Origin of the sequence: Streptomyces sp. NPDC007164 (assembly GCF_040634135.1) — a bacterium.
In the GTDB taxonomy this organism is placed as follows: domain Bacteria; phylum Actinomycetota; class Actinomycetes; order Streptomycetales; family Streptomycetaceae; genus Streptomyces; species Streptomyces sanglieri.
The window spans coordinates 120,554-146,404 of the sequence record NZ_JBEYFB010000015.1 but is presented as its reverse complement, the minus strand read 5'-3'; the positions used below and the strand labels follow the sequence as shown (position 1 = coordinate 146,404).

The following is a 25,851-nucleotide window of genomic DNA, read 5'->3' as shown; positions in this document are numbered from 1 at the left end:
ATTCATACCTTTTGAACCTAATATGGGCGAGTTCTTCATTCCCTGTCCCCGGGAGGTGCGTGCGATGTCCACGATCTTCCGCGCGGCCCCGGAGGGTCCGGGCCGGACGCGGCTGACGGCCGGGGCCGGGTGAGCTCCGCCGCCGACGCCGTCACCGACGCGCTGCGTGAACTGCACACCAGGTTCGCCGGGCTGCGGGACGGCCGGCTCGCCGACTACATCCCGCAGCTGGCGCGGACCGAGCCGGACGCGTTCGGGCTGGCACTGATCAGCATGGACGGCCACCGCTACAGCGCGGGTGACGCAGGTGCCCCGTTCACCATGCAGTCCGTGTCGAAACCGTTCGTCTATGCGCTCGCCCTGTCCGTCCTGGGGCTCGACGAGGTGTGCCGCTGGGTCGGCGCCGAGCCCAGCGGGGAGGCGTACAACGCCATCAGCCTGGAGCCGGACACCGGGCGGCCCGACAACGCCATGGTCAACGCGGGGGCCATCATCACCACCGCGCTGATCCCGGACGCCCCCGACGCCCCGAGGTTCGAACGCATCCTCGACTGTCTGAGCCGCTTCGCCGGGCGGCGGCTGGACGTGGACGAGCAGGTGTACGCCTCCGAGTCCGCCACCGGCGACCGCAACCGCGCCCTGGCCTATCTGATCCGGAGCACCGGACCGCTGCCCGTGGACCCGGTGGCCGCGGTCGAGACGTACTTCAGACAGTGCGCGGTACGGGTCACCGCGCTGGACCTGGCCGCGATGGCCGCCACTCTCGCGAACGGCGGCGTGAACCCGCTCACCGACGACGCGGTGGTCCCGGAGCCGGTCGCCGCGCAGGTGCTGGCGGTGATGGCGACCTGTGGCATGTACGACGCCTCCGGAGAGTGGCTGCTGCGCGTCGGGCTGCCGGCGAAGAGCGGTGTGTCCGGCGGGCTGATCGCCGCCGGCCCCGCACGGTTCGGCCTGGCCACGTACAGCCCCCGGTTGGACCCGGGCGGCACCTCGGTGCGCGGGCGGGCCGCGCTCGGTGCTCTGTCGGAGAGGCTCGGCCTGCATCTGATGCACAATCCGGCGCTGGCCGCCTCCACCGTCACACTCGTCGCCACCGCCGGTGATCTGCCCGTCGCCGGGGCCGCCCCGCAGGATCGCGCCCTGCGTGAACGGGTCGGGGTCGTGGCCGCCCAGGGCGCCATCGACTTCACCGCGGCCGAGCGGGTGCTGTACGCGCTGGACGAGTCGCGCACCCAGGGTGCCGGACCGGTCGTGCTGGACCTGGGGCAGGTGACCGGCGTCGACCGGGTGGCCCGGGCGATGCTGCGTGGCGGGCTCGGCCGGATCGCGGCGGACGGAGCGCGTACCGCCGTCGCCGACCCGGCACGGCGGCTCGCGCTGCCCGGCCCCGGACAGCGGGACGCGCCGACGGCCCCGCGGTCCTTCGCCACCCGTGAACAGGCCGTGGCCTGGTGCACCGGCGGCCCAGCGGGCTGAGCCCCCCCGGTCGGTCCGGCGGATGCCCGCCGGACCTCCGGAGCGGCCGGGTCTACCAGATGGACCCGACCCACTCGGGGTGATCGATGAACGGGTTCCGGTTGTGCTGGTACTGGTCGAATATGACGTCGTTGCGCCGCTTCTCGAAGGTGTCCGGCGGGTCCTCCTGGCTCCACGTCTTCAGCACCGACAGCCGGCCGATGTTCGGGGCGGAGCCGTTGTTCACCTTGTCGTTGGGCTCCAGGTCCGGGAAGGAGTCGTCGCCCTCGTAGCGCACCGCCATGTAGAGCAGCATGCGCGCGACATCGCCTTTGACCGCGTCGCGCGGCTCGAACGAGTCGCTGTCCGTGTAGTTGCCCGGCGCGCCGCTGACCGAGCTGCCGCCGTTGTCGAAGTCCTTGTTGCCACGGATCGAGTTGACCGTGACGTCCTCCGGACGCAGGTGGTGGATGTCGGTGCCGGGGCCGGTGGCGGTGCCGAAGTCGCCGTGCGACTTGGCCCAGACGTGCTCACGGTTCCAGTCGCCGACCGAGCCGCCGTTGGAGTTCTTGGACTGGGAGCGGCCGGTGTAGAGGAGGATCACGTTCGAGCTGTTGGCGGGGTCCTCGTCGGTGTCCTTGAGGGCTTCCCAGACCTGGCTGTAGGAGAGCTTGGTCTGGTCGCTGATGATCTCGTGCAGAGCACTCTTCAGCGCGGTCCCGCTCTTGCCGAGCGCGTCCTGGTAGTACGTGTCGTCGAGTACCCGCAGCGGTGACGCGGCGGTGGGCGCGGCCTCGGGTGTGGCGGCCGGAGCGGCGGCCGCGGTGCCGCCGAGTATCGCGAAGGCGGCAAGGGTCGCCAGCAGCGGGCGCCGGTAACGAAGGTGACGACGGGACATGTGGGGTGTCCTCTCCGAAAATGAGTGCGCCACGACACCGTCACAAGGTGGGGGGCGGCGCCGCGGCGGTCGTGTGTGGTACGTGGTACGCGGGAGCCTTCCACACGCACCGTGACCATGGTGTGAACAGCGTGTATCTATCATGTGCAGGTCAAGTGATGGGTCGATCCCGACGCCGGGAGAGGTCCGGGAGCCCTCGGATGCGGCGGCGCGGGCGCGGGGCGAGAATGACCGAAAGGACCGAGGAGGCGGCATGAGCGACGAGCCCGAATCCGTATCCGCATCTCGGGGAGTGACTCCCGACAGCCTCTTGCACACCGGCGGCAGCGATCATCCGTCGGCGGAGGACCTGGTGCTCGCCTCCGGGCGGGACCTGACCCCGAAGAATCTCCAGTGGGCGGAGCGCAGGCTCGCCCAGGAGGGCCGCTCGGCGATCGACAAGGTGCTGCCCTAGGTCCGGCGCTGCCTCGGACCCAGGGGCCGGCGCGGGGAGTGTGTGGGCGCTCCCCGCGGCTCGGCTAGCCTGGGTGGACAATGAATCGTTTGACGACGTCAGGGGCCGGGTTCGAGCTCTCCCGCCACCCCGAGGACCCGCGCGACCCGCTCCGTGCCTGGGACGCTGCCGATGAGTATCTGCTGCGGAGGCTGGAAGGGGCCGACGGGACGGATCCGGTCGATCTGTCGGGCGCCGTGGTCGTGGTGGGCGACCGCTGGGGCGCGCTGAGCACCGTACTGGCGGGGCACCGGCCCGTACAGATCACCGACTCCTACCTGGCGCAGCGCGCGACCCTGGCGAACCTGGGCCGCAACGGCCTGGACGCGGACGCGGTGCGCCTGCTCTCGGCCAGGGACACTCCGCCGGACCGCATCGACGTCCTGCTGGTGCGTGTCCCGAAGAGCCTCGCGCTCCTGGAGGACCAGCTGCACCGGCTCGCGCCGGCCGTCCATCCCGGCACGGTCGTCATCGGCACCGGGATGGTCAAGGAGATCCACACCTCCACCCTCAAGCTCTTCGAGCGGATCATCGGTCCGACCCGCACCTCCCTCGCGGTCAAGAAGGCCCGGCTGATCTTCTGCACCCCCGGCGGCGGAACACCTCGTACGCCCAGCCCCTGGCCGTACCGGTACGACCTGCCCGAGGGGCTCGGACCGGTCTCCGGCCGGACCGTCACCAACCACGCCGGGATCTTCTGCGCCGAGCGCCTCGACATCGGCACCCGGTTCTTCCTCGGCCACCTCCCCACGCGCAGCGGCCCCGACCGGGTCGTCGACCTCGGCTGCGGGAACGGCGTCGTCGGGCTGTCCGCGGCGCTCGCCAACCCCGAGGCGACGGTCACCTTCATCGACGAGTCGTACCAGGCGGTCGCCTCCGCCGAGGAGACCTTCAGGGCCAACACCGGGCCGGACGCCAAGGCCGGGTTCGTCGTCGGCGACGGGACGGCGGAACTGCCGCCCGCCAGTGTGGACCTGGTGCTCAACAACCCGCCGTTCCACTCCCACCAGGCCACCACCGACGCGACGGCCCGCACCATGTTCCACGGCGCCCGCGACGCACTGCGGCCCGGCGGCGAACTGTGGGTGGTCGGCAACCGGCACCTCGGCTACCACACCCGGCTCCGCCGCATCTTCGGCAACTGCGTCACGGTCGCGGGCGACCCGAAGTTCGTGGTCCTGCGGGCCGTCAGGCGCTGACCCGCCGGAACCCGTCCCGGCCCTTCCGGATTCTTGCAACACGTTCTACTGTGTGCGCCGCCGCACACGGACGACGCGACCGCGAGACTCCCGGAGGGGCCGTGCACCTCGAATACACGCCTGATCAGCAGCAGTTGCGCGCCGAGCTGCGCGCCTACTTCGCCGCACTGGTCCCCGACGACGCCTACGCGCGCTACGCCGCCCCCGAGGCCCAGAAGGCCTTCTACCGGGACACGATCCGCCGCCTGGGCACCGACGGCTGGCTCGGCGTCGGCTGGCCGACGGAGTACGGCGGACGCGGACTGTCCCCGATGGAACAGTTCATCTTCTTCGACGAGGCCGCACAGGCGGGCGTACCGCTGCCGCTGATGGCCCTCAACACCGTCGGCCCGACGATCATGCGGTACGGCACCGACGAGCAGAAGGCGTACTTCCTGCCGAAGATCCTGTCCGGCGAGATCGACTTCGCGATCGGGTACAGCGAGCCCGACGCGGGCACCGACCTCGCCGCCCTCAGGACCAGGGCCGTGCGCGACGGCGACGAATATGTTGTCGACGGGCAGAAGATCTGGACGACCAACGGCGACACCGCGGACTGGGTGTGGCTCGCCGTCCGCACCGACCCGGACGCGGCACCGCACAAGGGCATCACCATGCTGCTCGTCCCGACCACGGACCCCGGCTACTCCTGCACCCTGATCAACACCCTCGCCTCGCACGACACCACCGCCAGCTACTACGAGAACATCCGAGTCCCCGTCTCCCGCCGCGTCGGCGAGGAGAACCAGGGCTGGCGGCTCATCACCAACCAGCTCAACCACGAACGCGTCACCCTCGCCGCCCACGGCACCATGGCGATCCGCGCCCTCCACAACGTCCAGCGCTGGGCGGCCGGCACCCGGCTCACGGACGGGCGCCGCGTGATCGACCTCGGCTGGGTCCGCGCCCTGCTGGCCCGCACCCACACCAGGCTCGACGCCATGAAGCTCCTGAACTGGCAGATGGTCTCCGCGGTGCAGAACGCCACCCTCACCCCGCAGGACGCCTCCGCCGTCAAGGTCTACGGCTCCGAGGCCCGCCGCGACGCCTACGCCTGGCTGATGGAGATCGTCGGCTCGGCGGGACCGCTCAAGGAGGGATCGGCGGGCGCCGTGCTGCACGGCGAACTCGAACGCGGATACCGCTCCGCCGTCATCTTCACCTTCGGCGGCGGCAACAACGAGATCCAGCGGGAGATCATCTCGTGGATCGGGCTGGGGATGCCGCGCGTACGGCGGTGAGGTGCGAACACGGAGGGTGGGAGGCCGGAACGCTTGCGGCAGCTCGCCGACAACATCCCTGTGCCGGTTGTTACCGGTTGCGGCTGCGGGAAGCGGTGTACTGCGAGTCGGTGACGGGCTCTGCCCACCGGGTTTCGGGGGAGCCGTCGCCGGTGCCTTCCCACATGGCGATGTGTTCCATGAAGCGGCCGGGGGTGGCGCCGTGCCAGTGATCTTCGCCGGGCGGGCAGCCGACGGTTTCACCGGGGTGGGCTTCGAGGACGGTGCCGTCGCGGGTGCCGACCAAGGCGATGCCGGAGACCACGTGCAGGGTCTGGCCCATGGCGTGGGAGTGCCAGTGGGTACGGGCACCGGGGGAGAAGCGGACGAGGTTCGCCTGCATCCTGGAGGGTTCCTGACCGACGACGATGACATCCCACCAGACGTCTCCGGTGAACCAGTCGGCCGGAGCCTTGCCGGTGGGCTGGGACTTGATGAATTCCACTGGGCTTCCTGTCGATTCGATGAGGTGTTGTGTTGTCCGCCGGGGGCGGCCCGTCGGGTAGCCGCGGGCCCGGACGCCGTCGGCCTGAGGGAGAGGAGGACCGGTGACGGGCCGGTGACGGCCGGGCCCGTCGCCGGCTGTCACGGCTTGAGGAGTGCCTTGATCGCGCGGCGCTCGTCCATGGCCCTGTAGCCCTCGGCGACCTGGTCCAGGGGCAGGCTGAGGTCGAAGACCTTGCCGGGGTCGATGCGGCCGGTCAGGACGCGGTCGATGAGGTCGGGAAGGTACCGGCGCACGGGGGCGGGGCCGCCACGCAGGCCGACGTGCGAGAAGAAGAGCTCCTGTCCGTCGACGGCGACCTCGTGCGGGACGCCGACGAAGCCGACGTTGCCGCCCGGCCGCGCGGAGTGCAGGGCCTGCTGCATGGCCTGGGCGGTGCCCACGCACTCCAGCACGCTGTCGGCACCGATCCCTCCGGTGAGGTCCTTGACGCGGGCCACGCCTTCGTCGCCACGCTCGGTGACGACGTCGGTGGCACCGAACTCGCGCGCGAGCTTCTGGCGGGAGGCGTGGCGGCTCATCGCGATGATCCGCTCCGCACCCATCTCCTTCGCCGCGATCACCCCACACAGACCGACCGCGCCGTCGCCGACCACCACGACGGTCGAGCCGGGCCCGACCCCGGCGGCGTCGGCGGCCCACCAGCCGGTGCCCATGACGTCGGAGACGGCCAGCAGGCCGGGCCAGAACTCCTCGCCCGGCACCGCTTCGGTGGCGACCAGGGTGCCCTGCGCGTTGGGGATGCGTACGTACTCGGCCTGGCAGGTGCTCATGAACTCGCGGTTCAGGCAACTGGACTGGAAGCCGTTACGGCAATTCGCGCACGTGTTGTCCGAGGTCGCGAAGGAGCCGACGACGAACTGACCCGGCCTGACCGCGGTGACCTCGGACCCGACCTCCTCCACGAAGCCGACGTACTCGTGCCCCATGGGGTGGGCCCGCTCGATCGGCTCCGCGCCGCGGTACGGCCACAGGTCCGAGCCGCACACACAGGTCACGGCCGTCCGGATGACCGCGTCGGTCGGCTTGAGGATCTTCGCGTCGTCCACGGTCTCGAAGTGCACATCGCCGGGGGCGTGGATCACTGCTCCGCGCATGAGGGAGGTTTCCTTACGTTACGTACTGTGGCGGCCGGCACCCGGGGCGGTGCGCCGACAGCCGCTGAATGCGGTTGCGAGCCCGGTGCGGGCGACGAAAATTCGCCGCGGTCCCGGGACCGAGCGCTCCGTCCGCCCCGTGGGGGCGGCCGCTGAGCGCCACGTCATCCAGAGAACCGCTCCTGGGCGCGGACAGCGAGTCACGGACAAGGGGTGTACCGGCAGTACATCGCTCCGGCTGCGCTCGGGCCGTACGGTCGAGACATGGACAACCGTGATGAGGTCCGCGAGTTCCTGACCTCGCGGCGCGCCAAGATCAGCCCCGAACGGGCCGGGCTCCCCGCGGGTTCCCGGCGCCGGGTGCCGGGCCTGCGCCGCAGTGAGGTCGCGGCCCTGGCCGACATGAGCGTCGAGTACTACGCCAAACTCGAACGGGGCAACCTCGCCGGTGTCTCCCCGAGCGTGCTCGAAGCAGTCGCCCGCGTGCTGCGGCTGGACGACGCCGAACGGGCCCATCTGCTGAATCTGGCGCAGGCAGCCGGCGGCTCCGACGCCCTCACCCGTCCCCGTCGCCGGCGCACCAAGGGCCAGTGGCAGCCCCACCGCAGCCTTCAGTGGACGCTGGACGCGATCACCGAGGGCCCGGCGTTCGTGCGCAACGCGCGCATGGACATCCTCGCGACGAACCCGCTCGCCCGCTCCTTCTACCGCGACATCTACGCCACACCCGGCAACCAGACGAATCTCGCGCGGTTCCAGTTCCTCGATCCGGCCGCCCGGCGCTTCTACCCCGACTGGGACCTGTTCGCCGACGTGGCCGTCGCCATCCTGCGCACCGAGGCCGGCCGCAACCCGTACGACAAGGACCTGCACGACCTCGTCGGTGAACTGTCGACCCGGAGCAAGGAGTTCCGCACCCGGTGGGGCGCCCACGACGTCCGCCACCACGGCACCGGCACGAAGCGCTTCCACCACGAGGTGGTCGGGGAGCTCACGCTCGCCTTCGAGGGCCTGGAGCCGGCCGCCGAGCCCGGTCTGACCCTGACCATCTACGCTGCCGAGCCCGGTTCGGCGTCCGAAGAGGGCCTGCGTCTGCTCGCCTCCTGGGCCGCCACCCACGAGGCCCCGGCACCCGCGCAGCAACCCACGACGAACTGACGCTCCACCCGCCGGGCCAGGAAACGGGCACCGTTCTCGCCCGACCGGGGCGGGGTCCGGACGGCGGTACGGATCACACGGGGCCGCCGCTGCCGTGGGGGGCGTAGAGATCGAGAAGACGGGTCCGGGCGGCCTGCAACCGGTGGGCGAGAACCTGACCGACCCAATGGCCGATGGCCGAGCCGAAGGCGGGATCCGCGTCCATCGCCATCCGTACCGTCGCCGCGTCGAACTCATGGGTACGGACATGCGTCATCGCCTCGGCCCCGAGGTGCCAGACGTAGGGATCGAACAGCCAGGACCAGCCCACGAGTTCACCGGGCCCCAGGTTCTCGATCGAGGCCGGGGGGCTTTCCGGGACGCGGAAGTCCAGCGTGACGGTGCCCGAACGCAGGATCCAGAAGCGGTCCGCGTGGTCCCCTTCGTCGAAGAGACGGGTTCCCTCGTCGAAATTGACCTCGTGCCCGAACTGCATCAGGCGGGCACGGTACGGGGCAGGCAGCGCCGTGGTGATACGAGTGGGAGAAGCGCTCATGGGGTGGCCTCCTCTGCGCCTTCCTCTACGGCTTCCGACTCTGCGTGTTCCTCTACGGCTTCCTCCGCGGCTTCCGACTCCGCGCCTTCCTCCGCGGCTTCCGATTTCGGCCTCGCCGGACGACCGTCACGCGGACTGCGCCGACCGGCCCCTGCCGCGGTTCCGGACGGACCCGGGCCGGCGTACTGCGCGGTCTCACGGCCCCGGGCCCCTCTGCCGGCCGAGGCCGTTCCTTGCGCCCGATCGTGAGACCGGTCCGGAGAGTTCCGTGAGCACCTCCGGCGGGTTCTGCCCGATGCTCCGCCTCTCCACTATCGGCCTCCGGCGCATCCCGGGCCAGCCGGAGGCCGCCCCCCGGTATGCGCCGCCGGAGGATCTGGGGTACTTGTCGGATGAAGAGGACTCGCGCCCGGCGCGGCTGCGCAGCTGCTCGACCCCGTAGACCCCCTGCCGCCGTTCCGGCTTCCTGAGAGACGGAGGCATTCGTCATGGAGCCAGTCGTCACCGTCGGCCTCGACGGGTCCCCCGAGAGCCTGGCCGCTGCCCGTTGGGCCGCCGACGAGGCCGAGCGGCGCAAGCTCACGCTGCGCCTGCTGCACGCATGGCCGCTGCTGGCCCAGGAACCGGCCGGCGTTCCCGCCGAGAAGGACCAGAACTACTGGGCGAGGCGGATCGTGCGCACCACGCGGGCGGAAATCCAGGCGCACCACCCGGGCCTCCGGGTCGTCGAGAACCTGGTCGCCGACGACGCCGAGCACGCGCTGCTGCGAGCGGCAGCGGAGTCCGAGATGACCGTGCTCGGTTCGCGTGGGCTGGTGCCCGTCGAGAGTTACTTCCTCGGTGACATCAGCCTGCCCGTCGTGGCCCGCGCCGAGCGGCCGGTGGTCCTGGTACGGGCCGGTACGGAGGACGACGACCGGCAGTCCACCCGGACCGGAACGAGCGGCGTGGTGGTGGCGCTCAAACTTCACGGTCCGTGCGACGACCTGCTCCGGTTCGCCTTCGAGACCGCTGCCGCGCGAGGCATGCCTCTTCGGGCCGTCCACGGCCGCAGCCTGCCGGTGGACGCGTACGTGCCCTGGGGCGTGGACCACGAGGTCGCGGAAGAGATCAGCCGGGAGACGCAGGAGCTCCTCGCCCGGACCCTCCTTGCCTGGCGTGAGAGGTTCCCGCAGGTGGACGTCACCGACGGCACGGCACTCGTGAGCCCCGCCAAGGCCGTCGTGCAGGCTGCCGAGGGCGCCGATCTGCTGGTCGTCGGCCGGGGCCCGCGCCATCGTGGCCCGGCACCGTCCCTGGGGCCCGTGGCCCAGGCCGCCATCCATCACGCACGCTGCCCCGTCGCGGTCGTCCCCCACGACTGACGCGAGCCCCGCACGGGGACGACGCGTGGCGACGCGGAATTCGGGCCGGTGCGGCGGTGACCGCCGGTGCGTGACCGTGCGGGACGGGGGTCTGGAGCTTCGGCCCGCTCACGCGCATCCTGTGGGTGCGTACCGCAGGCGTACGCCGCCGAGCGGGAGGAACGAGCGACATGGTGGACGCCGACCCGGGGCTCTTCGGGCCCGAATCCGTGACCTGGCAGATGCACGGCGACCCGATGATGTGGATCGCCGGGGTACGGGCGCTCTACCTCCAGGCGCTGCACCCGCGCGCCGTGCGCGGCGTCATGCAGAACTCGGACTTCCGCAAGGACGCCTGGGGGCGGCTGATGCGGACGGCCGGCTTCGTCGGCACGATCACCTACGGCACCACCGAGGCCGCCGAGCAGGCCGGGGCCCGGGTCCGCCGGATCCACCGGCTCATCAAGGCCAGCGATCCGGAGACCGGGGAGAGCTACGGCATCGACGAGCCCGGACTGCTGCTGTGGATCCACTGCGCGGAGGTGGACTCCTACCTCCAGGTCGAGCGCCGCTCCGGCTTCCCGCTCACCGCCGCCCAGGCCGACCGCTACGTCGACGAACACCGCCACAGCGCCCGCCTGGTCGGCCTCGACCCCGTGGACGTGCCGGCCACCACCGCACAGCTCGCCGCCTACTTCGAGAGCGTGCGGCCCCGGCTCGCCGCGTCCCCGGAGGCCCTGGACGTCGACGACTTCCTGCGCCGGCCCCCCGTCCACCCGCTGCTCGTACCGGCGCGGGCCCTGCTGTGGCGGCGCGTCGCGGCACTCGCCTACCAGTCGCTGCCCCCGTACGCCCACGAGCTCTACGGCAGACCCGTCGCACCGGTGCACACCGTCGACCGCCGCCTGCGCACCGCCGGAACGTTGCTGCGGTGCGTCCCCGCCCGGCTCCGCTGGCAGCTCCCGCCCGGTCACATTCTGAACGCGATGGCCCGGCTCGGTCCCGGCAGCCGCCCCACCCCGTACAAACTGCGCAGCCGGGCCGCCATACTGGACGGGCCGGGGAGGGCGCAGCAGTAGACAGCAGGCGGAACAAACGGGGGCGACAGCAGGCGATGGCGGACACCAGGCTGATCCAGAGCCGGTACCGACTGCTCGATCTGATCGGGCGCGGAGGCATGGGTGAGGTGTGGCGCGCCCGCGACGAATCGCTCGGCCGCCATGTCGCCGTCAAATGCCTCAAGCCGATGGGGTCCCAGCACGACCAGTCCTTCACCCGTGTCCTGCGCGAACGCTTCCGCCGTGAGGCCCGGGTCGCCGCCGCGCTCCAGCACCGGGGCGTCACCGTCGTCCACGACTTCGGCGAGCACGAGGGCGTCCTCTACCTGGTCATGGAGCTCCTGGACGGGCGCAACCTCAGCCAGCTCCTGGAGGACAACAAGCAGCACCCGCTGCCGGTGCCCGACGTCGTCGACATCGCCGAACAGGTCGCCGACGCCCTCGGCTACACCCACCAGCAGGGCATCGTGCACCGCGACCTCAAGCCCGCCAACATCATGCGGCTGGCCGACGGAACGGTGAAGATCTGCGACTTCGGCATCGCCCGGCTCGGCCACGACGTCGGCTTCACCTCCCGCCTCACCGGCACCGGCATCGCCATGGGCACCCCGCACTACATGTCGCCCGAGCAGATCAGCGGCGGTCAGATCGACCACCGCAGCGACCTCTACTCACTGGGCTGCGTGCTGTACGAGATCGCCACCGGAGTACCGCCGTTCGACCTCGACGACGCCTGGGCCGTCCTGGTCGGACACCGCGACACCCAGCCCCGGCCGCTGCGCACCCACCGGGCCGAACTCCCGGGCTTCTTCGACCGCGTCGTACTGGAACTGCTGGCCAAGACCCCCGAGGAGCGCCCCGTCGACGCGGGCGACCTCCGGCAGCGGATCGCCGTCGGCCGTACCGGCGAGCAGCCGCATCTGCCGCCCACCGGGCAGGTACCGCTCGCACCGCCCGTTCCCGTCGTACGCCCGGGGCAGCAGCTGCCGGCCTGGACCCGCGGCATGACCGCCGGTCACGGGGCGACCGGCACCCACCCCGGGCTCGCCCCGCCCGATCACTGGGCCGGGCTCACCGGGGAGTGGACCACCGGCACCGGTCTGCGCGGCCCGACCGGCGAACTGCCGCCGGTCAGGGCCGAGCGGCCCACCCCGTCGCCGGAACTGCTGTCGGTCCTCGCCAGCCGGCACAGCGCGGGCCTCAACCTGGGCCGCCTCGGCCACTGGGAGGAGGCCGGCGAAGTACACCGCGCGGTCGCCGCCGAACGGGAGCACGCCCTCGGCCCCGACCACCTCGACACGCTCGCCAGCCGCTACGAGATCGGCTTCACCCTCAGCCGCACCGGACGTGTCCCGGACGCCCTGCGGGAGTTCGACCGCGTCGCCCGGGGCCGCGAGCGTGCCCTGGGCCCCGACCACCCGGAGACCCTGGCGGCCCGCCAGGAGACGGCGTACGTGCTGGGCCGGCTCGGCCGGCACTTCGAGGCCCATCAGGTGTACGCGGCGGTTCTCGCCTCCCGGGAACGGTCGATGGGCCCCGACCACCCCGACACCCTGCGCTGCCGCCACAACCTCGCCTTCAACCTCAGCAGGCTGGGCCGCCTGGAGGACTCGTACCGGATGGCCAGGGACGTCGCGTCGGCCCGCAGCCGGCTGCTGGGCGCCGACCACCCCGACACCCTGGTCACGCTCTACGAGGTGGCGTACACCCTGGGCCGGCTGGGGCGCTGGACGGAGGCCCTGCAGGCGTACCGGGAAGTCGACCGGGCCCGGTCGCGGTCGCTCGGCGCCGACCACCCCGACACGCTCTCCGCCCGCTACGAGGTGGGCATCAGCCTCGGCCGGCTGGGCCGCAGCGCGGAGGCCCTGGAGCTGTACCGCGCCCTCGTGGCGGACCGGACCAGGGTGGGCGGTTCCACCGACCCCGAGACGCTCCGCGCCCGCCACGGCCTCGGCGTCAACCTGGGGCGCCTGGCCCGCTGGGAGGAGGCGCTCGCCGAAGCGCGCGACGTGTGCGCGATCCGCGAACGCGTCCTGGGCCCCGACCACGCCGACACCCTCGTCAGCCGCCGCGAGGTCGCCGTCGGCCTCGGCTGGCTCGGCCGCTGGGCCGACGCCCTCACCGTCTACCGCACGGTCGCCGCGGCCCGCGACCGGCTGCTGGGCGCCGGCCACCCCGACGCCCTCGCAGCCCGCAACGACGAGGCGCACTGCCTGGAGCAGCTGGGCCGGGGAACGGAGGCCGTGGAGCTGTACCGGCAGGTCGCGGCGTTGCGCGGCGGACAGCAGCCACCGCACTGACGGGGCGGCACGGCCTCCGGTCACGCGGCGGGTCGGCGTTGCGCAGCGGGCAGCGGCCGCGACACCGGCCGGTCACCACGGCCTCTGGTCACGGGCGATCGCGCCGTGCTACGAAGGGTCATGCCCGCACCCGACAGCTATGACGCAGTGATCGTGGGCGGCGGCCACAACGGTCTGGTCGCCGCCGCCTACCTCGCCCGTGCCGGACGGTCCGTCCTGGTCCTGGAACGCTTGGCCACCACCGGGGGAGCGGCCGTCTCGACCCGCCCCTTCGACGGGGTCGACGCCCGCCTGTCGCGCTACTCGTACCTGGTGTCCCTGCTCCCGCCCAAGATCGTCCGCGATCTCGGACTGGACTTCGCGGTGCGGAAGCGGACCGTCTCCTCGTACACCCCGACCGTGCGTGGCGGCCGCGCCACCGGACTGCTCGTCGGCGGGAAGGGCACCAGGGACTCCTTCGCCGCGCTCACCGGATCCGACCGCGAGTACCGGGCGTGGGAGCGTTTCTACGGCATGACCCGGCACGTCGCCGAACGCGTCTTCCCGACCCTCACCGAACCGCTGCCCGGCCGCGACGCCCTGCGCGGGCGGATCGACGACCCGCAGGCCTGGCGGATGCTCTTCGAGGAGCCCATCGGCGTCGCCGTCGAGCAGAACTTCGCCGACGACCTGGTACGCGGAGTCGTCCTCACCGACGCCCTGATCGGGACCTTCGCCGACGCGCACGATCCCACGCTGCTCCAGAACCGCTGCTTCCTCTACCACGTCATCGGCGGCGCGACCGGCGACTGGGACGTTCCCGTCGGCGGCATGGGGGCGCTCACCGACGCCCTGGCGCGGGCCGCCCGCGAGGCCGGGGCGGAGATCCGGGTCCGGCACGAGGCGACCCGGATCGAGACCGACGGAACACGCGCCGAGATCACCGTCCGTTCACCCGACTCCGAACACGTCGTCGCGGCCCGCAAGGTCCTGGTCAACGCCTCGCCGCAGGCGCTCGCCGCCCTCCTCGGGGACGAACCGCCCGCCCCGGCCGAGGGCGCGCAGCTGAAGGTGAACATGCTGCTGGAACGGCTGCCCCGGCTCCGCGACCGCTCCGTCGACCCGCGCGAGGCCTTCGCCGGGACGTTCCACATCGCCGAGGGGTACGGGCAGCTCGCGGACGCCTACCGGGACGCGGCGGCGGGGCGGCTGCCCGCAGCCCCGCCGTCCGAGATCTACTGCCACTCGCTGACCGACCCGTCGATCCTCGGCCCGGACCTGGCTGCCCGCGGCTGTCAGACCCTCACTCTCTTCGGTCTGCACGCCCCCGCCCGGCTCTTCGCCGCCGACAACGCGGCGACCCGCGCCGAACTGCTGGCCGCTACGCTCGCCGAACTCGACGCGCACCTGGAGGAGCCGGTCACCGACTGCCTCGCCCGCGACGGGAACGGGGAGCCGTGCATCGAGGCGAAGACCCCGCTCGACCTGGAGCGGGACCTGCGGCTGCCCGGCGGTCACATCTTCCACCGCGACCTCGCCTTCCCGTACGCCACGGAGTCCACCGGCCGGTGGGGGGTGGAGACGGCGCACGCCAATGTGCTGCTGTGCGGGGCCGGTGCGGTGCGCGGCGGCGGGGTCAGCGGGGTGCCCGGCCACAACGCCGCGATGGCGGCGCTGGGCCGGTGACCGAGGTGTGCTACTGGCCGAACACGCCCCGCAGCGCGCCGAGCTTGCGCGGCAGGTCGTACTCGGCGCCGCCCTCGTGCCCGTTGTACGGGAACACCTCGATCTGCGCCGGGCCCGCATAGCGGTGGTAGGCGGCGAACACCGTGGACGACGGGCAGATCTTGTCCATCAGGCCGACCGAGAACCACGCCGGCGCGGTCGCCCGTGCCGCGAAGTTGACCCCGTCGAAGTAGGACAGCGTCTCTATCGCCTCGTCGATCCGGAAGCGGTGCCCGGACAGCCAGCGGGCGATCTCCGCGTACGGTCCGGCGTCCGTGATCTGCGAGGCGCGCCGGTAGTGGCAGAGGAACGGCACATCGGCGACTGCGGCCACGAGGTCGTCCCGCAGCCCGGCGACGGCCAGCGCCAGCCCGCCGCCCTGGCTGCCGCCGAGCACCGCCACGCGGGAGGCGTCCACCGCCTCGTGGGCCTTCGCCGCGTCGACCGCCCGCACCGCGTCCGTGATCAGCCGCCGGTAGTAGTGGCGGTAGGGGTCCTCGATGCCGCGGGTCAGGAAGCCGGGCGAGGAGGAGCCGTGCCCGTCCGGGCCGATGTCCGGGGTGTCGGCGGTGTTCTTGCCGCCGCCGCCCTGGCCCCGGTTGTCCATCACCAGATGGGCGTAGCCGAGCGCGCTCCAGGTCAGCCAGGAGTACGGGATGCCCCGGCCGCCGTTGTAGCCGATGTACTGGACCACGGCGGGCAGCGGGCCGGAACGCGTCTTCGGCAGCATCAGCCAGGCCTTGACCGGCTGCCCGCCCCAGCCACGGAACGTCACGTCGAACACGTCGACGGTCGCGAACCCGGCGTCGTGCGGGACGAACTCGGCGTCCAGGCCGTGGCGGGCCGTCTCGGTGAGCGTCTTCTCCCAGAAGGCGTCGAAGTCGGCCGGCTCCTCCGGCTCCGGCCGGTAGTCGCGCAGCCGGTCCAGAGGCATGTCGAACAGCAAGGGTCTAGCTCCTCTTCAGGGTGAGGTTGAGGGTTGCGCCGTGGCGGCCGGTCGTGTCGGCGGTGATCCGGACGCCGTCCTTGGTGGACCGGGCGCTGACGCCCGGATCGGCGGAGACGACGCTCAGGCCGTGCCGCGCCAGGTCCAGCACGACCGAGGACCGCAGCTGGGTCGGGTCGGACAGCGACACCTTCACCGTCTTCCCGTCCGGCCGCACCAGCACCGAGGCGGGGCCGTCCGAGGTGAGGTCCCGGACGGTGCCGGCGGTCCAGAAGTTCGCGGCGACCAGCCCGTCCGCGCAGCGCTGCACCGCGTGCACGGCGGTGGAGCGGGCGATCAGCTTCACCGGCGGCGCGGCCGACCACTGCGCGGTCCGTTCGGCCGAGGCGGCCGGGGCCTGGAGCCAGAAGTAGCCGGCCCCGCTCGGTGCGGCACCGTGGTCCTGCCACAGCGTCAGGTACGGGCGGGTGACCGATGTGTCCGTGCCGTACTTGAGGTTGATCTCGCGCCAGGTCGCGGTGCGCTCCTCGCGCAGACCGTTCAGCGTGGCGGGCTCGGGGAAGACATAGCCGCCGGTTCCGGCCACGTGCAGCCACCGGACCTTGTCCAGCCGGGCCGACCAGCCGGCGTCCGTGGGCGCCGCCGTGCCGTTGACCAGCAGGGCCGCCTTCGGATCGCGGAGTTTCCGGTTCTCGACGACCGTTTCGGCCGTGCCCGCGTCGGCGCCGATGCCCGAGCCGACGCAGGCGATCACGTCGTCCAGGCAGAACCAGCTCTTCAGCCCGTGCAGCGAGCTGCCGTACGCGCGCAGCTCCATGCCGTACGCGCCGAGCGTGGTGCCGGGCAGTGAGGTGCCGCCCGTCCAGTCGGCCGTGCTGGTGGTGCGCTGCCCCGCCGCGTCGGCCGGGCGGCCCGCGATGACGGTGGTGCCGGGCAGCCGGGCCGGGTCGACGGTCGGCCAGTAGTCCTCGCTGTAATGGCCGAGGTCGTCGGTGTAGAGCAGGACCATGCCGTCGGAGAGGTGCCAGGCGTGCAGGTTCTCGTTCTGGATCGACTCGTAGTTGTAGATCCGGGACGAGTACGCGGAGATGCCGAGCGCGAACGACGGCCGGTGGTGGGCGGCCTTGTCCATCCGCGGGTGCTGTCTGTGCGCGACCAGCGGCCCCCGGGCCGGCACCGTGGAGGCGATGACCTGCCGGGCGGCGACCAGCGAGGCCAGGTCGGTGACGGCCAGGAAGTCCCGGTAGGTGTCCTCGGCGATCCACTGCTTGACCAGGGAGGTGAAACGGTCGGCCGTCTCGCCGGGGAAGCTCGGGATCAGCCGCACCACCGCCTCGATGACCGTCTGCGCCGACACATGGCCCTGCTTGCTGGGCCGGGCGATCTCGCGCCCGCACACCGAAGCCATCACGTCGCCGCGCACCAGCAGCGGGTCGAAGCCGTCGTCGACCCAGCCGCGGATGTTGTCGAGGTCGGGGTCGGTGACCGCCCACTCGGTCCCGGCGAGGAGGTTCAGCAGCCGGGACAGGTTGTTCAGCAGTTCCTTGCCGTACCCGCCGTTGTACGGGTGCTTGTAGTGCTGGAGGAACGAACCGTCGGAGTAGAAGCCCTCGCCGGTGCCCTCCGCCGCGGCGCTCGCGTCGTTGAAGGCGAGGACGCTGTTGGCGCCCGAACCCTCGACGTCCGAAAGAGCGTCACGGACCCGGGCCAGATCGCCGCCGGTGCCGCTGAGCACCGCGTTGACGGCGACCACGGTGGAGATCCAGACCCGGTTGGCGCCGGTGGCGATCTGCCGGTCGGCCCGCCAGAGGTTCGGGTCGGGCGTGTAGTGCCGCACGGCCGCGGTGATCCGGCCCAGCCGCTCCGTGCCCAGCACGTCGTGCAGCAGCACGGCGGCGTCGTTGAGGGCGAGCGCGGAGCCGATCTCCCAGTCCCAGTCGTTGTCGAACCGGGTATGGCCGGCGCCGTAGCGGTTCGTCAGCATCCAGTCGAGGCCGGCCAGCAGCAGATCGCGCAGCGCGGTGTCGCCGTACTGCGGGGTGCCGGGGACGGCCCACGCGGTCGCGACCGTGGCGAGCCGCTTGAACGACGTCGTCACATGGTTGGAGAGCGTGGTGCTGGTCAGATCGGGGAACAGCCCGTCGGTCCGGGCCGGGTCGAGCCCCTTGACGGAGGTGGTCGCGGCCTTGCCGATCCGGGCCACGGCAGCGGCGATCTGCGGGTCCGTCAGGTCGAGGCCGGGGCCGCCGGTGAGCAGGGTGTGCCAGCGGGTGCGCAGGGCGGTGGGGTCGTCGGTGACGGCGGCCGGGGCCGTCGCGTGAGCGGTGCCCGTGGCGGCGGTGAGCGTCAGCGGGAGCGCGGCGGCAGCGCCGAGAGCCGCCGCCCCGGCGAGAACGGTGCGCCGGGTGGTGCCCGGAATGGTGCCTGGAGTGGTGCCTGGGTTCGTCATGCGGCCCTCACAGGAGATTTCGGCGGTCGACGGCCGCTGCCAGCGCGGCATGACCGGAAGGGTTGGGGTGGAGTCCGTCCCCGCTGTCGTACGCGGGCAGCAGCCGTGCCGGGTTCCGCGCGTCGCGCAGGGCCGCGTCGAAGTCGACGACGGCGTCGAAGACCCGGCCGGTGCGCACCGCCGCGTTGATCCGCTGCCGGACCGCTTCGAGCTCGGGCGTCCAGCGGGTCCAGCCGCCGAACGGGGCGACGGTCGCGCCGACCGTCCGCAGCCCGGCGTTGCGGGCGCGCAGCACCAGTTGCCGGTACCCGGCCAGGACGCGCGCCGGATCGGTCTGGCTCGGCGGCTGCTGGAGGTCGTTGACGCCGAGGTGGACGAGGACGGTGCGCAGTCCGGGCAGCGACAGCACATCGCGGTCGAAGCGCGCCTGCCCGCCCGGCCCGAACCTGGCGTCGTCCAGCAGCAGCCGGTTGCCGCTGATGCCGAGATTGGCGACGGACGAGCCGGGAAGCCGCCTGGCCAGCTGGTCGGGCCAGCGCAGATCGGCGTCGTCGGGTGTGCCGACGCCCTCCGTGATGGAGTCGCCGAGCACCGCGATCACGGGCCCGTGCGCGCCCGTCACCTCGACGCCGGTCAACAGGAACACCGATGTGGTGCGCTCGCCGTCGACGGAGTGCGAGGCATGGGTGTTGCGGTGGAAGGAGAGCGGACCGGTGGGGCCGGGAAGCCGGGTCTCGACCGTCAGCCGTGAGGCCTCGGGGGCACGCAGTCCGGCGACCGCGTCGCTGGTCAGCGAGGAGCCCGCGGCGAGCCACGCCTGCCGCTGCCCGCCGAACGTCACGGGCAGGCCGCCCGCCGTCACCGGGCCGACGAGGACCGGGGCCGTGCCGAAGGCGTGCCCGTAGCGCAGCCGGACGTTTCCGCCAGCGGAGAGCCGTACGTCGGCGACGCACGTGCCGTCGGTCAGGCCGGCGCTCGCCACCGTGTCCGTGGCGGTCGGTGCGGTCTGCGCGGTCGCCCACGACGTCGTCCAGCGCGACCGGCCCGCGCCGCCGTTCGACCGCTCGGCCGCCTGGGCCCCCGGTGCCGTGGCCGCGACCGCCGCCAGACCGGCCGCCGCCGTCAGTACCCCGCGTCTCGCGGGTCCCCGCCCGGTCACTGGGGGCACGCACCCGTCGGGTCGTACGCGCTGCCGTAGGTGCCGACCGCGTCGCCACCGGTGTTGTCGCTCATGGTGTTGGTGCACACCGGACCTTGCGGGGTGCGCATGAACTTGATGCCGCCGCCCGTGTTACCGGTGATGGTGTTGCCGTAAATACTGGTGTTCACGCCGTCGGTCGCGGTGTCACCGCCGAGCCGGATGCCGGAACCGACGTTGTCGTGAATGGTGTTGTAACGGAAGATGTTGCCGCTGCCGCGCGCGTCCAGGCCGCCGGAGCTGGAGTCCTTCTGACCGCTGCAGTCGTTGTACTCGACGTAGTTGTTGGTCGAGTTCTCCTTCACATCCACGCACTCGTTGCCCTGGGTGGCGATGGTGTTGTGATGGATGCGGTTGTTCCTGCTGATGTCGGGGGCCGCGTCCGGTGCGCCGTTCGCCCCCTGCTGTTCCGGGGCGGTGCCGAGGTAGATGCCCTCGCCGTTCTTGCCGCCGCCGCCGAACTTGAAGTCGTTGACCCCGCAGTTGGTGATCGTGTTGTCGGAGATGTCCGCGCCGGTCACCAGATAGCGCACCCGGAGGCACTCGTCGGCGGCGTTCTTCAGCGTCATCCCGGTGATGCGCAGACCGCCCACCCCGTTACCCGGAGTCGTGCTCATGACATACACGAGTTTGAGGCGGTACCCCGACACATCGGTGGACGACCCGTGCAGCCCGTCCACGGTGAAGCCGCTGAGCGTCGTCGAGTCGTGCTGCACCTGGATGATCCGGGCGTCGCCGGCCCCCTTCACCACGGCGCTCGCCGGGCCGGTGAGGGTGACACCGGCGCGCTTGGTCACGACGTCCTGCTTGTACGTACCGGCGGCGAGGTTGACCACCGCGCCCGTCGGCGCCAGATCGACCGCCTTCTGGATCGTGGCGAGCGGGGCGCTCGCCGACGTACCGGCGTTGGAGTCGCTGCCGGACGGCGACACGTAGTACGCGGTGGCGGACTCGGCGGCGACGGACGGCGGGGGGAAGGCGAGCGGCGCGCCGGCGGCGAGCGCGGCGACGAGAGTGGTGCGCAGTACACGGCTCATGGGGTGTGCCTCCTGGGGTCTGCGAAGGACAGAGCGAGCAGTACGGGGATGCTGGGGCCGAGGAGCAGGGGTCCCAGCGGTACGACGAGGGAGATCAGCGCGGCGGAGACCACCGCGCCGAGCAGTGCGGTGCCACGGGCCGCCGACCCGAAGCCGAGGGCCAGTGCACCGCGCGACCAGGTGCGGACCGTGCCGTGCGGCGAGCGGCCCGCCTCGGCCGCGAGCGCCACATGGTGGATGGCCAGGGCGGCCGCGATGCCCACCTGTGCGGCGAGCAGCACGAACGTCCACGGCTCCGGACGGCCCAGCAGATGGACGATGTTGGCGGCGAGCACGACGGCCGCCGCGGTGGACACCAGGGAGTGGCGCCACAGGGACCGCCAGTACTGCGGGAAGGCGGCGAAGGTGTTGGTGAAGCAGCGGCTGTCACTCTCCGCCCGCCACCGCTGGAGGGCGTGCCCCATCGCGGCGAGCGCGGGGAGCCAGGTCACGACACCGAGCGACAGCAGGGTGAAGGCGGCGCCGGCGGCCGCCGGGTAGGCCACGAACTCCAGCCGCCGCAGCAGCGTCGGCCAGCCGGACGAGAGGGTTGCCTGCATGGTGATCAGCCGACCTTTCCTGTGTACGGCTCCGGGACATCGAGCAGCACGCGGCCGTCCAGCTCCAGCCGGGTGGCCGCCACCACGTACGGGGCCGAGTCCTCGGTGCCGAGCAGCACCGCCGCCGCGTCCGCCGACACCGAGGCGGTACGGATCCGGCGGGTGACTGGGGAGAGGAGCACGGTCTCCTCGCCGAAGGTGACGCCCTGGCCCCGCGTGCACAGCACCCGCTCGGCGGGGGCCGGTGCCGGGCCCGGGACGATCGCGGTGAGGAAGAGCGCGTCCGTCGCGCGCGCGGTCCTCGCGCTCAGGGTGTGCAGTGTGCGGGTGAGCCGCAGTTCCGGCGTGCTGGACGTCGGATTGGCCTCCACCTCGGTGGCCTCGGAGACGACCGAGGCATCCTGCGGCGCGAACTGCCGCACCAGGGCCGAGGCCGCCCCGGACCGGATCAGCCGGCCGCCGTCCGGCCCCGGCTCGGTGGGCCGGTCGGTCTGGAGCAGGAACGTCCACTCCCGCTCCGCGTCCGCCTCGGCGAGATCCAGCAGCACGAGCCGTCCCGACGGGGTGAACACCAGCGTCCGGTCCAGCCGCCGCACCCCGAGCGCGGGGTCGTACATCGCGGCGATCTCCGCCGTGGCGTGCGCCCACCCGCAGTCCGGACCGGCGAGCACATCGCGCTGCCGGGCCTGCCGCTCGTACGGGATGTCCTTGTAGACGTGATAGCGGTCCTCGTCCGCGTAACCCTGGCCGTCCACCAGCAGCAGATTGTGGTGCGCGGCCCGCTTGCGGTTGCTGTAGCCCTCGTCGACCGCGAGGAACGCACCCTGCGACACCAGCACGAACGAGCCCGAATCCGGGTGGTGGTGCCCCTGGTTGAGGGTTTCCCAGCCCAGCTCCGCCCGGTGCTTCGCGGACGTCTCCCACGCCTTGTGACCACCGCCGGGGCTCGCCTTGAACGAGACGAGAGTGGCGTCGTCGTCCCACCCGGTCCGGGCCGCGAGGAGGCCGAGATCCGGGAAGAACGCCCGTGTCTCGGTGGGCCGGGCGGCGGCCGCGGACGGGTCGTACCAGAGGTATTCGAGATACGCCTCCGGCAGGATCCCCGGCCGCACCCCGCTCTGTGCCGCCTCCTGCCACAGCAGTTCACCCGAGGCGAGATCGCCCAGCCACTGCGCCTGCGGAATCCCGTACTGCGCCGCGAGACGGTAGTACAGGCCGGCGCTGTGTCCGCTGCGCCGGTCGTGGCAGTCGCCGTGGTCGATGTTGAACGCGAAGCCGGGAGCCAGCTGGTGCAGCCGGTAGCGGAAGGTGTTCGAGAGGAAGCCGCCCCGCCCCCACCAGTCGATGCCTTCCGCCTCCTGGAGGAGATCCAGGTGGATGGCGAGGAACGGCACGCCGTAACGCCAGTAGACGACCCCCTCGGCGTGCGAACCGTCGTCCGGCATCAGATCGAGGACCGTGCCGAGGTTGTCCTTGGCACGCTCGGTCCACTCCTCCTTGCCCAGCACATAACCGGCCGTCGCCAGACCCGCGTAGCAGATCCAGTTGTGGTTCTGCCAGTACGAGGACGACCACCAGCGGCCCTCGCTCGCCACCGCGAACTCGTACATCCGCCGCCCCTGGAGCAGCAGCTTGTACCGCAGCAGCGCCCGCACGCCCTCCGGCAGATCGTCGCCGATCCACCGGTAGGCGAGCGAGAGGTGGTGCAGCAGCCAGCCGGCGTCCAGATCGTGGTCCGGCATATGTGCCTTGCCCCAGTGCGGCAGCCGCACCGCGGCCTCGATCCAGCGCAGGCTCTCCGCCAGATGGGCCGGATCGCCGCTCACCCGATAGGCCAGCGCCGGATTGGAGGCGGCCGGGCCGAGCCAGGTGATGCTGGCCAGGGGGTGCGTACGCGGCGGGGTCAGCCCGCGGTGGCGGGCCGCCTCCTCGTACAGCCGCGCCTGCTGCGCGGGGCGCGGGCCGGGCGGCGGGGTCGCCGAGAGCAACAAGGGTCAGTCCTCCGTCCGGAACCGTGCGGTGGCGCCGTCGGTCAGTGAGACCGTCAGTACCCCGTCACCGTCCAGTGTCACGTCGGCCACGGCGGGCCCGGCCGACGCCGCCTGGTACACCGAGGCGAAGGTGACCAGGTCCGACTGGGTGGTGAAGTCGACCCGGGTGCGCACCCGTTGCGGGTCGTCGGCCGGGCCGGGGCCCGGCCGGGAGACCGGACGCACGGCCGCGCCGGGGGTGTGGGTGTGCCAGCCGTGCAGGGTCTCGTCGCCGTACCAGGTGGTGCGGACCTCGCCCGAGGCCTGGAGCTGGACGTCCAGCGCGACGCCGGGGCGCAGCTGCGCGGTGAGGCGCCGCTCGTCCTCGGCACGCACCGTCAGCAGATCGACCAGATAACTGTCACCCAGCACCACCCGTCGCACCGCGCGCACACCCTCGTACGCGGTCGTCGCCTCGGCGGTGACGGACGAACCGTCCGAGCCGAGCAGCCGCCCGGTGCACTCGGCCTGTTCGGCGCCGTCCACCCGGAACGCCGGATGGGCCTGGGTGGACGCGTACAGATCCCGGAACTCGGCGTGCGCGTAGGGCACTTGGCCAGGGTCGGGCTGCCACGGGGTGGTGTCCCCGTACAGGTACAGGGACAGCTTGTCCCGATGGCCGTGCGAGCCGCCGTGCGGACCGAAGTCCAGCAGCGCGTGGACGCCCGCGTGCTGCAGCACCGCGTACCCGGCGGCCGGGAACACCGTCACCGGACCGGGCGCCGGCCGCCGCGGCAGCGGCGGTCCGGCGAACCAGCCGGCCAGCTCGCGGTCGAGCCCGTCGTCCTGCGCACCGAGCTCGGCACGGGCCCGCCCGGCCACCGCTTCCAGTGCCGAAGAGGGCACCAACTGCTGTGCCAGAGCCACGAGTTCGAGCCACTCCAGGGCGAGCGGGTGGCGCAGATACGGGCCGTCGTGCAGCGCAGGCAGGATGCCGCCCGGCGTGGCGATCGCCGCCAGCACATCCGTCATCCCGGCCAGTACGTCCACCACGTCGGACGGCACGGCGGCGGGGTCGGTGCCCCGCAGCGCCAGCAGCGCCGCCCGCAGCACGAACCCGTGGTAATAGGTGCTGCCTTCCCACTCCCAGCCGTCGTCGGCGACCGCGACGCGCAGATGCTCGTACAGCCCGTGCTCGCCCTCCAGCCACTGCCCGGCGCCGCCCCACTCCTGGCCACGGGCCGCCGCAGCACCCCGGCTCGCCGCCACACCGGCCGCGTTGAGCCACGCGGTGTAGTTGGAGGCGAGGTGGCCCTGGCCGGTGAGCACATCCCGGGCGTCGAGAGCGGCCTGCTCCAGCGCGTCCAGCAGCGGCAGCACCGGGGCCAGGTCCTCGGTCGACTGCTCGGCGAGCGTGATCACGGTGTGCCCGACGTTCACCGCCCAGATGGCGTCGGTCAGCGCCTGGTGGAAGAGCCGGCCGCGCAGCATCCAGGACTGCGCCTCGCCGTGCCGATCGGTGGCCAGCGAGGCGTACAGCCCCGCGTACTCCACCAGCCGCGACACCGACTCCGCGCGCTCCTTGCGGTGGGCGAGCACCCGCAGGTGCCGCGCCCACGCCTGGTGCGAGAGCACCAGCCAGGCGCCGCGCACCGCCTCGTCGTCCACCCGGCAGCCGTACGCGCAGCGCGCACCGTCCTCGGGGAACACCCCGGAGAGCAGGTCACCGTGGTCGAGCTCCACGCCGTGCGCCGGGCAGACGTACGCGTGCCACCAGCCGCCCCGCTCCCGGGCGATCCGCCTCAACGCGGCCACACGCCACCGTCGATGTCCACCGTGGTGGCGGTGAGGAAGCCGGACGACGGCAGGGCCAGGTGGACGACGGCGGCGCCGACGTCCTCGGGGGTGCCGGCCCGGCCGACCGGGATGCCCGCCTCCATCGCCTGCTGTGCCTCGGGCGCGGTGAACGTGTCGTGGAAGGCGGTGCCCTTGATGAAGCCGGGCGCGACGGCGTTGACGGTGATGCCGGTGGAGCCGAGCTCCTTGGCCAGGCCCTTGGTGAAGCCGCGCACACCGGCCTTGGCCGCCGCGTAGGCCACCGAGCCGGGGCCGCCGCCGTTGTGCGCGGCCAGCGAGGACATCGTGATGATGCGGCCGGCCGGCGACTGCGTCAGGTGGGGGACGGCGGCGCGCACGGTGCGGAACGTGGACGTCAGATTGGTGGAGATGACCTGGTCGAAGTGGTCGTCGGACATCTCGGCGATGGTGGCCCGGCCGATCAGATGACCCGCGTTGCAGACCAGCACGTCCAGTCCGCCGAGGAAGCCGGTCGCCTCCTCGACGAGCCGGTCCACGTCGGCGGTCACCGTGACATCGGCCTTGAACGCCTTGGCCCGGCGGCCCAGCGCCTCGATCGCGGAGACCGTCTTGGCGGCCTCGTCGGCGGAGGAGTTGTAGTGGACGGCGACGTCCGCGCCGGCCTCGGCGAGCGCGACGGCGATGGCGCGGCCGATGCCGTGGCCCGCGCCGGTCACCAGTGCGCGGGAGCCGTTGAGATCAGCAGACATGGAGTAAGTACCTTTCGA

Annotated in this window: 21 protein-coding genes; 9 read left to right on the top strand and 12 right to left on the bottom strand. The window is 72.3% G+C overall.

The genetic code is table 11. From position 1 onward, the window contains the following. Positions 1 to 129: 129 nt before the first annotated feature. Positions 130 to 1,479 (top strand): glutaminase A, encoded by a 1,350-nt coding sequence (gene glsA / locus ABZ622_RS20655; RefSeq protein WP_360545100.1) that lies wholly within the window; start codon positions 130 to 132, stop codon positions 1,477 to 1,479. A gap of 52 nt (positions 1,480 to 1,531) precedes the next feature. Here the strand turns inward: glsA and ABZ622_RS20650 are convergent, their stop codons facing one another. Next, the gene (locus ABZ622_RS20650) at positions 1,532 to 2,356 is read right to left on the bottom strand and encodes an endonuclease (RefSeq protein ID WP_360545098.1); all 825 of its coding nucleotides are present in this window, start codon (positions 2,354 to 2,356) and stop codon (positions 1,532 to 1,534) included. A gap of 253 nt (positions 2,357 to 2,609) precedes the next feature. On the opposite strand from ABZ622_RS20650, the gene ABZ622_RS20645 reads away from it, so the two are divergent. The 3 genes from ABZ622_RS20645 to ABZ622_RS20635 all read left to right on the top strand — a co-directional run bounded on the left by ABZ622_RS20645 (position 2,610) and on the right by ABZ622_RS20635 (position 5,328). Then, a complete protein-coding gene (locus ABZ622_RS20645; RefSeq protein ID WP_259928011.1) occupies positions 2,610 to 2,810 on the top strand; it encodes a hypothetical protein in 201 nt (66 codons plus the stop codon). Positions 2,811 to 2,890: 80 nt separating this feature from the next. Next, positions 2,891 to 4,048: a methyltransferase gene (locus ABZ622_RS20640; RefSeq protein ID WP_360545096.1), complete on the top strand. Its 1,158-nt coding sequence runs from the start codon at positions 2,891 to 2,893 to the stop codon at positions 4,046 to 4,048. Positions 4,049 to 4,149: 101 nt separating this feature from the next. After that, positions 4,150 to 5,328: an acyl-CoA dehydrogenase family protein gene (locus tag ABZ622_RS20635; RefSeq protein WP_360545094.1), complete on the top strand. Its 1,179-nt coding sequence runs from the start codon at positions 4,150 to 4,152 to the stop codon at positions 5,326 to 5,328. Positions 5,329 to 5,398: 70 nt separating this feature from the next. Here the strand turns inward: ABZ622_RS20635 and ABZ622_RS20630 are convergent, their stop codons facing one another. Beyond that, positions 5,399 to 5,812 (bottom strand): cupin domain-containing protein, encoded by a 414-nt coding sequence (locus tag ABZ622_RS20630; protein WP_360545092.1) that lies wholly within the window; start codon positions 5,810 to 5,812, stop codon positions 5,399 to 5,401. Positions 5,813 to 5,952: 140 nt separating this feature from the next. Then, on the bottom strand, positions 5,953 to 6,969 hold the full coding sequence (locus ABZ622_RS20625) for a zinc-dependent alcohol dehydrogenase family protein (RefSeq protein ID WP_360545090.1): 1,017 nt from the start codon (positions 6,967 to 6,969) through the stop codon (positions 5,953 to 5,955). Between the two features lie 264 nt (positions 6,970 to 7,233). Between ABZ622_RS20625 and ABZ622_RS20620 the strand changes: the two genes are divergently transcribed. Then, positions 7,234 to 8,127, top strand: a complete 894-nt coding sequence (locus tag ABZ622_RS20620) for a helix-turn-helix transcriptional regulator (RefSeq protein ID WP_360545088.1) — start codon at positions 7,234 to 7,236, stop codon at positions 8,125 to 8,127. Between the two features lie 73 nt (positions 8,128 to 8,200). On the opposite strand, the gene ABZ622_RS20615 is transcribed toward ABZ622_RS20620, so the two are convergent. Then, positions 8,201 to 8,662: a cyclic nucleotide-binding domain-containing protein gene (locus ABZ622_RS20615; RefSeq protein WP_360545086.1), complete on the bottom strand. Its 462-nt coding sequence runs from the start codon at positions 8,660 to 8,662 to the stop codon at positions 8,201 to 8,203. A gap of 488 nt (positions 8,663 to 9,150) precedes the next feature. Between ABZ622_RS20615 and ABZ622_RS20610 the strand changes: the two genes are divergently transcribed. From ABZ622_RS20610 to ABZ622_RS20595, 4 genes are all read left to right on the top strand, one after another. Beyond that, entirely contained in the window at positions 9,151 to 10,026 is an 876-nt protein-coding gene (locus tag ABZ622_RS20610; protein ID WP_360545084.1) for a universal stress protein, read from the top strand. Positions 10,027 to 10,196: 170 nt separating this feature from the next. Next, the gene (locus ABZ622_RS20605; protein WP_360545082.1) at positions 10,197 to 11,084 is read left to right on the top strand and encodes an oxygenase MpaB family protein; all 888 of its coding nucleotides are present in this window, start codon (positions 10,197 to 10,199) and stop codon (positions 11,082 to 11,084) included. 35 nt (positions 11,085 to 11,119) lie between these two features. Next, the gene (locus ABZ622_RS20600; protein ID WP_360545080.1) at positions 11,120 to 13,363 is read left to right on the top strand and encodes a serine/threonine-protein kinase; all 2,244 of its coding nucleotides are present in this window, start codon (positions 11,120 to 11,122) and stop codon (positions 13,361 to 13,363) included. 120 nt (positions 13,364 to 13,483) lie between these two features. Continuing rightward, on the top strand, positions 13,484 to 15,028 hold the full coding sequence (locus ABZ622_RS20595) for an NAD(P)/FAD-dependent oxidoreductase (protein ID WP_360545078.1): 1,545 nt from the start codon (positions 13,484 to 13,486) through the stop codon (positions 15,026 to 15,028). 10 nt (positions 15,029 to 15,038) lie between these two features. Here the strand turns inward: ABZ622_RS20595 and ABZ622_RS20590 are convergent, their stop codons facing one another. From ABZ622_RS20590 to ABZ622_RS20555, 8 genes are read right to left on the bottom strand one after another with little or no spacing between them, the layout of a single operon-like run. Further along, positions 15,039 to 16,013, bottom strand: a complete 975-nt coding sequence (locus ABZ622_RS20590; RefSeq protein WP_360545076.1) for an alpha/beta fold hydrolase — start codon at positions 16,011 to 16,013, stop codon at positions 15,039 to 15,041. Positions 16,014 to 16,017: 4 nt separating this feature from the next. Beyond that, positions 16,018 to 18,462: a polysaccharide lyase 8 family protein gene (locus ABZ622_RS20585; RefSeq protein ID WP_360545074.1), complete on the bottom strand. Its 2,445-nt coding sequence runs from the start codon at positions 18,460 to 18,462 to the stop codon at positions 16,018 to 16,020. Positions 18,463 to 18,469: 7 nt separating this feature from the next. Then, positions 18,470 to 19,621 (bottom strand): SGNH/GDSL hydrolase family protein, encoded by a 1,152-nt coding sequence (locus ABZ622_RS20580; protein ID WP_360545072.1) that lies wholly within the window; start codon positions 19,619 to 19,621, stop codon positions 18,470 to 18,472. Continuing rightward, positions 19,618 to 20,697 carry a right-handed parallel beta-helix repeat-containing protein gene (locus ABZ622_RS20575; RefSeq protein WP_360545070.1) on the bottom strand — a complete coding sequence of 360 codons (1,080 nt, stop codon included), beginning with the start codon at positions 20,695 to 20,697 and terminating at the stop codon, positions 19,618 to 19,620. Before ABZ622_RS20575 ends, ABZ622_RS20580 begins: the two co-directional genes overlap by 4 nt. Then, entirely contained in the window at positions 20,694 to 21,296 is a 603-nt protein-coding gene (locus tag ABZ622_RS20570; protein WP_360545068.1) for a DUF624 domain-containing protein, read from the bottom strand. The genes ABZ622_RS20575 and ABZ622_RS20570 overlap by 4 nt, the downstream gene beginning before the upstream one ends. A gap of 5 nt (positions 21,297 to 21,301) precedes the next feature. Beyond that, positions 21,302 to 23,287, bottom strand: coding sequence for a hypothetical protein (locus tag ABZ622_RS20565; protein WP_360545066.1), 1,986 nt, complete (start codon positions 23,285 to 23,287; stop codon positions 21,302 to 21,304). Between the two features lie 3 nt (positions 23,288 to 23,290). Then, the gene (locus ABZ622_RS20560) at positions 23,291 to 25,081 is read right to left on the bottom strand and encodes a heparinase II/III family protein (RefSeq protein WP_360545064.1); all 1,791 of its coding nucleotides are present in this window, start codon (positions 25,079 to 25,081) and stop codon (positions 23,291 to 23,293) included. Then, positions 25,069 to 25,833, bottom strand: a complete 765-nt coding sequence (locus ABZ622_RS20555; protein WP_360545062.1) for an SDR family oxidoreductase — start codon at positions 25,831 to 25,833, stop codon at positions 25,069 to 25,071. The genes ABZ622_RS20560 and ABZ622_RS20555 overlap by 13 nt, the downstream gene beginning before the upstream one ends. Positions 25,834 to 25,851: the final 18 nt, after the last annotated feature.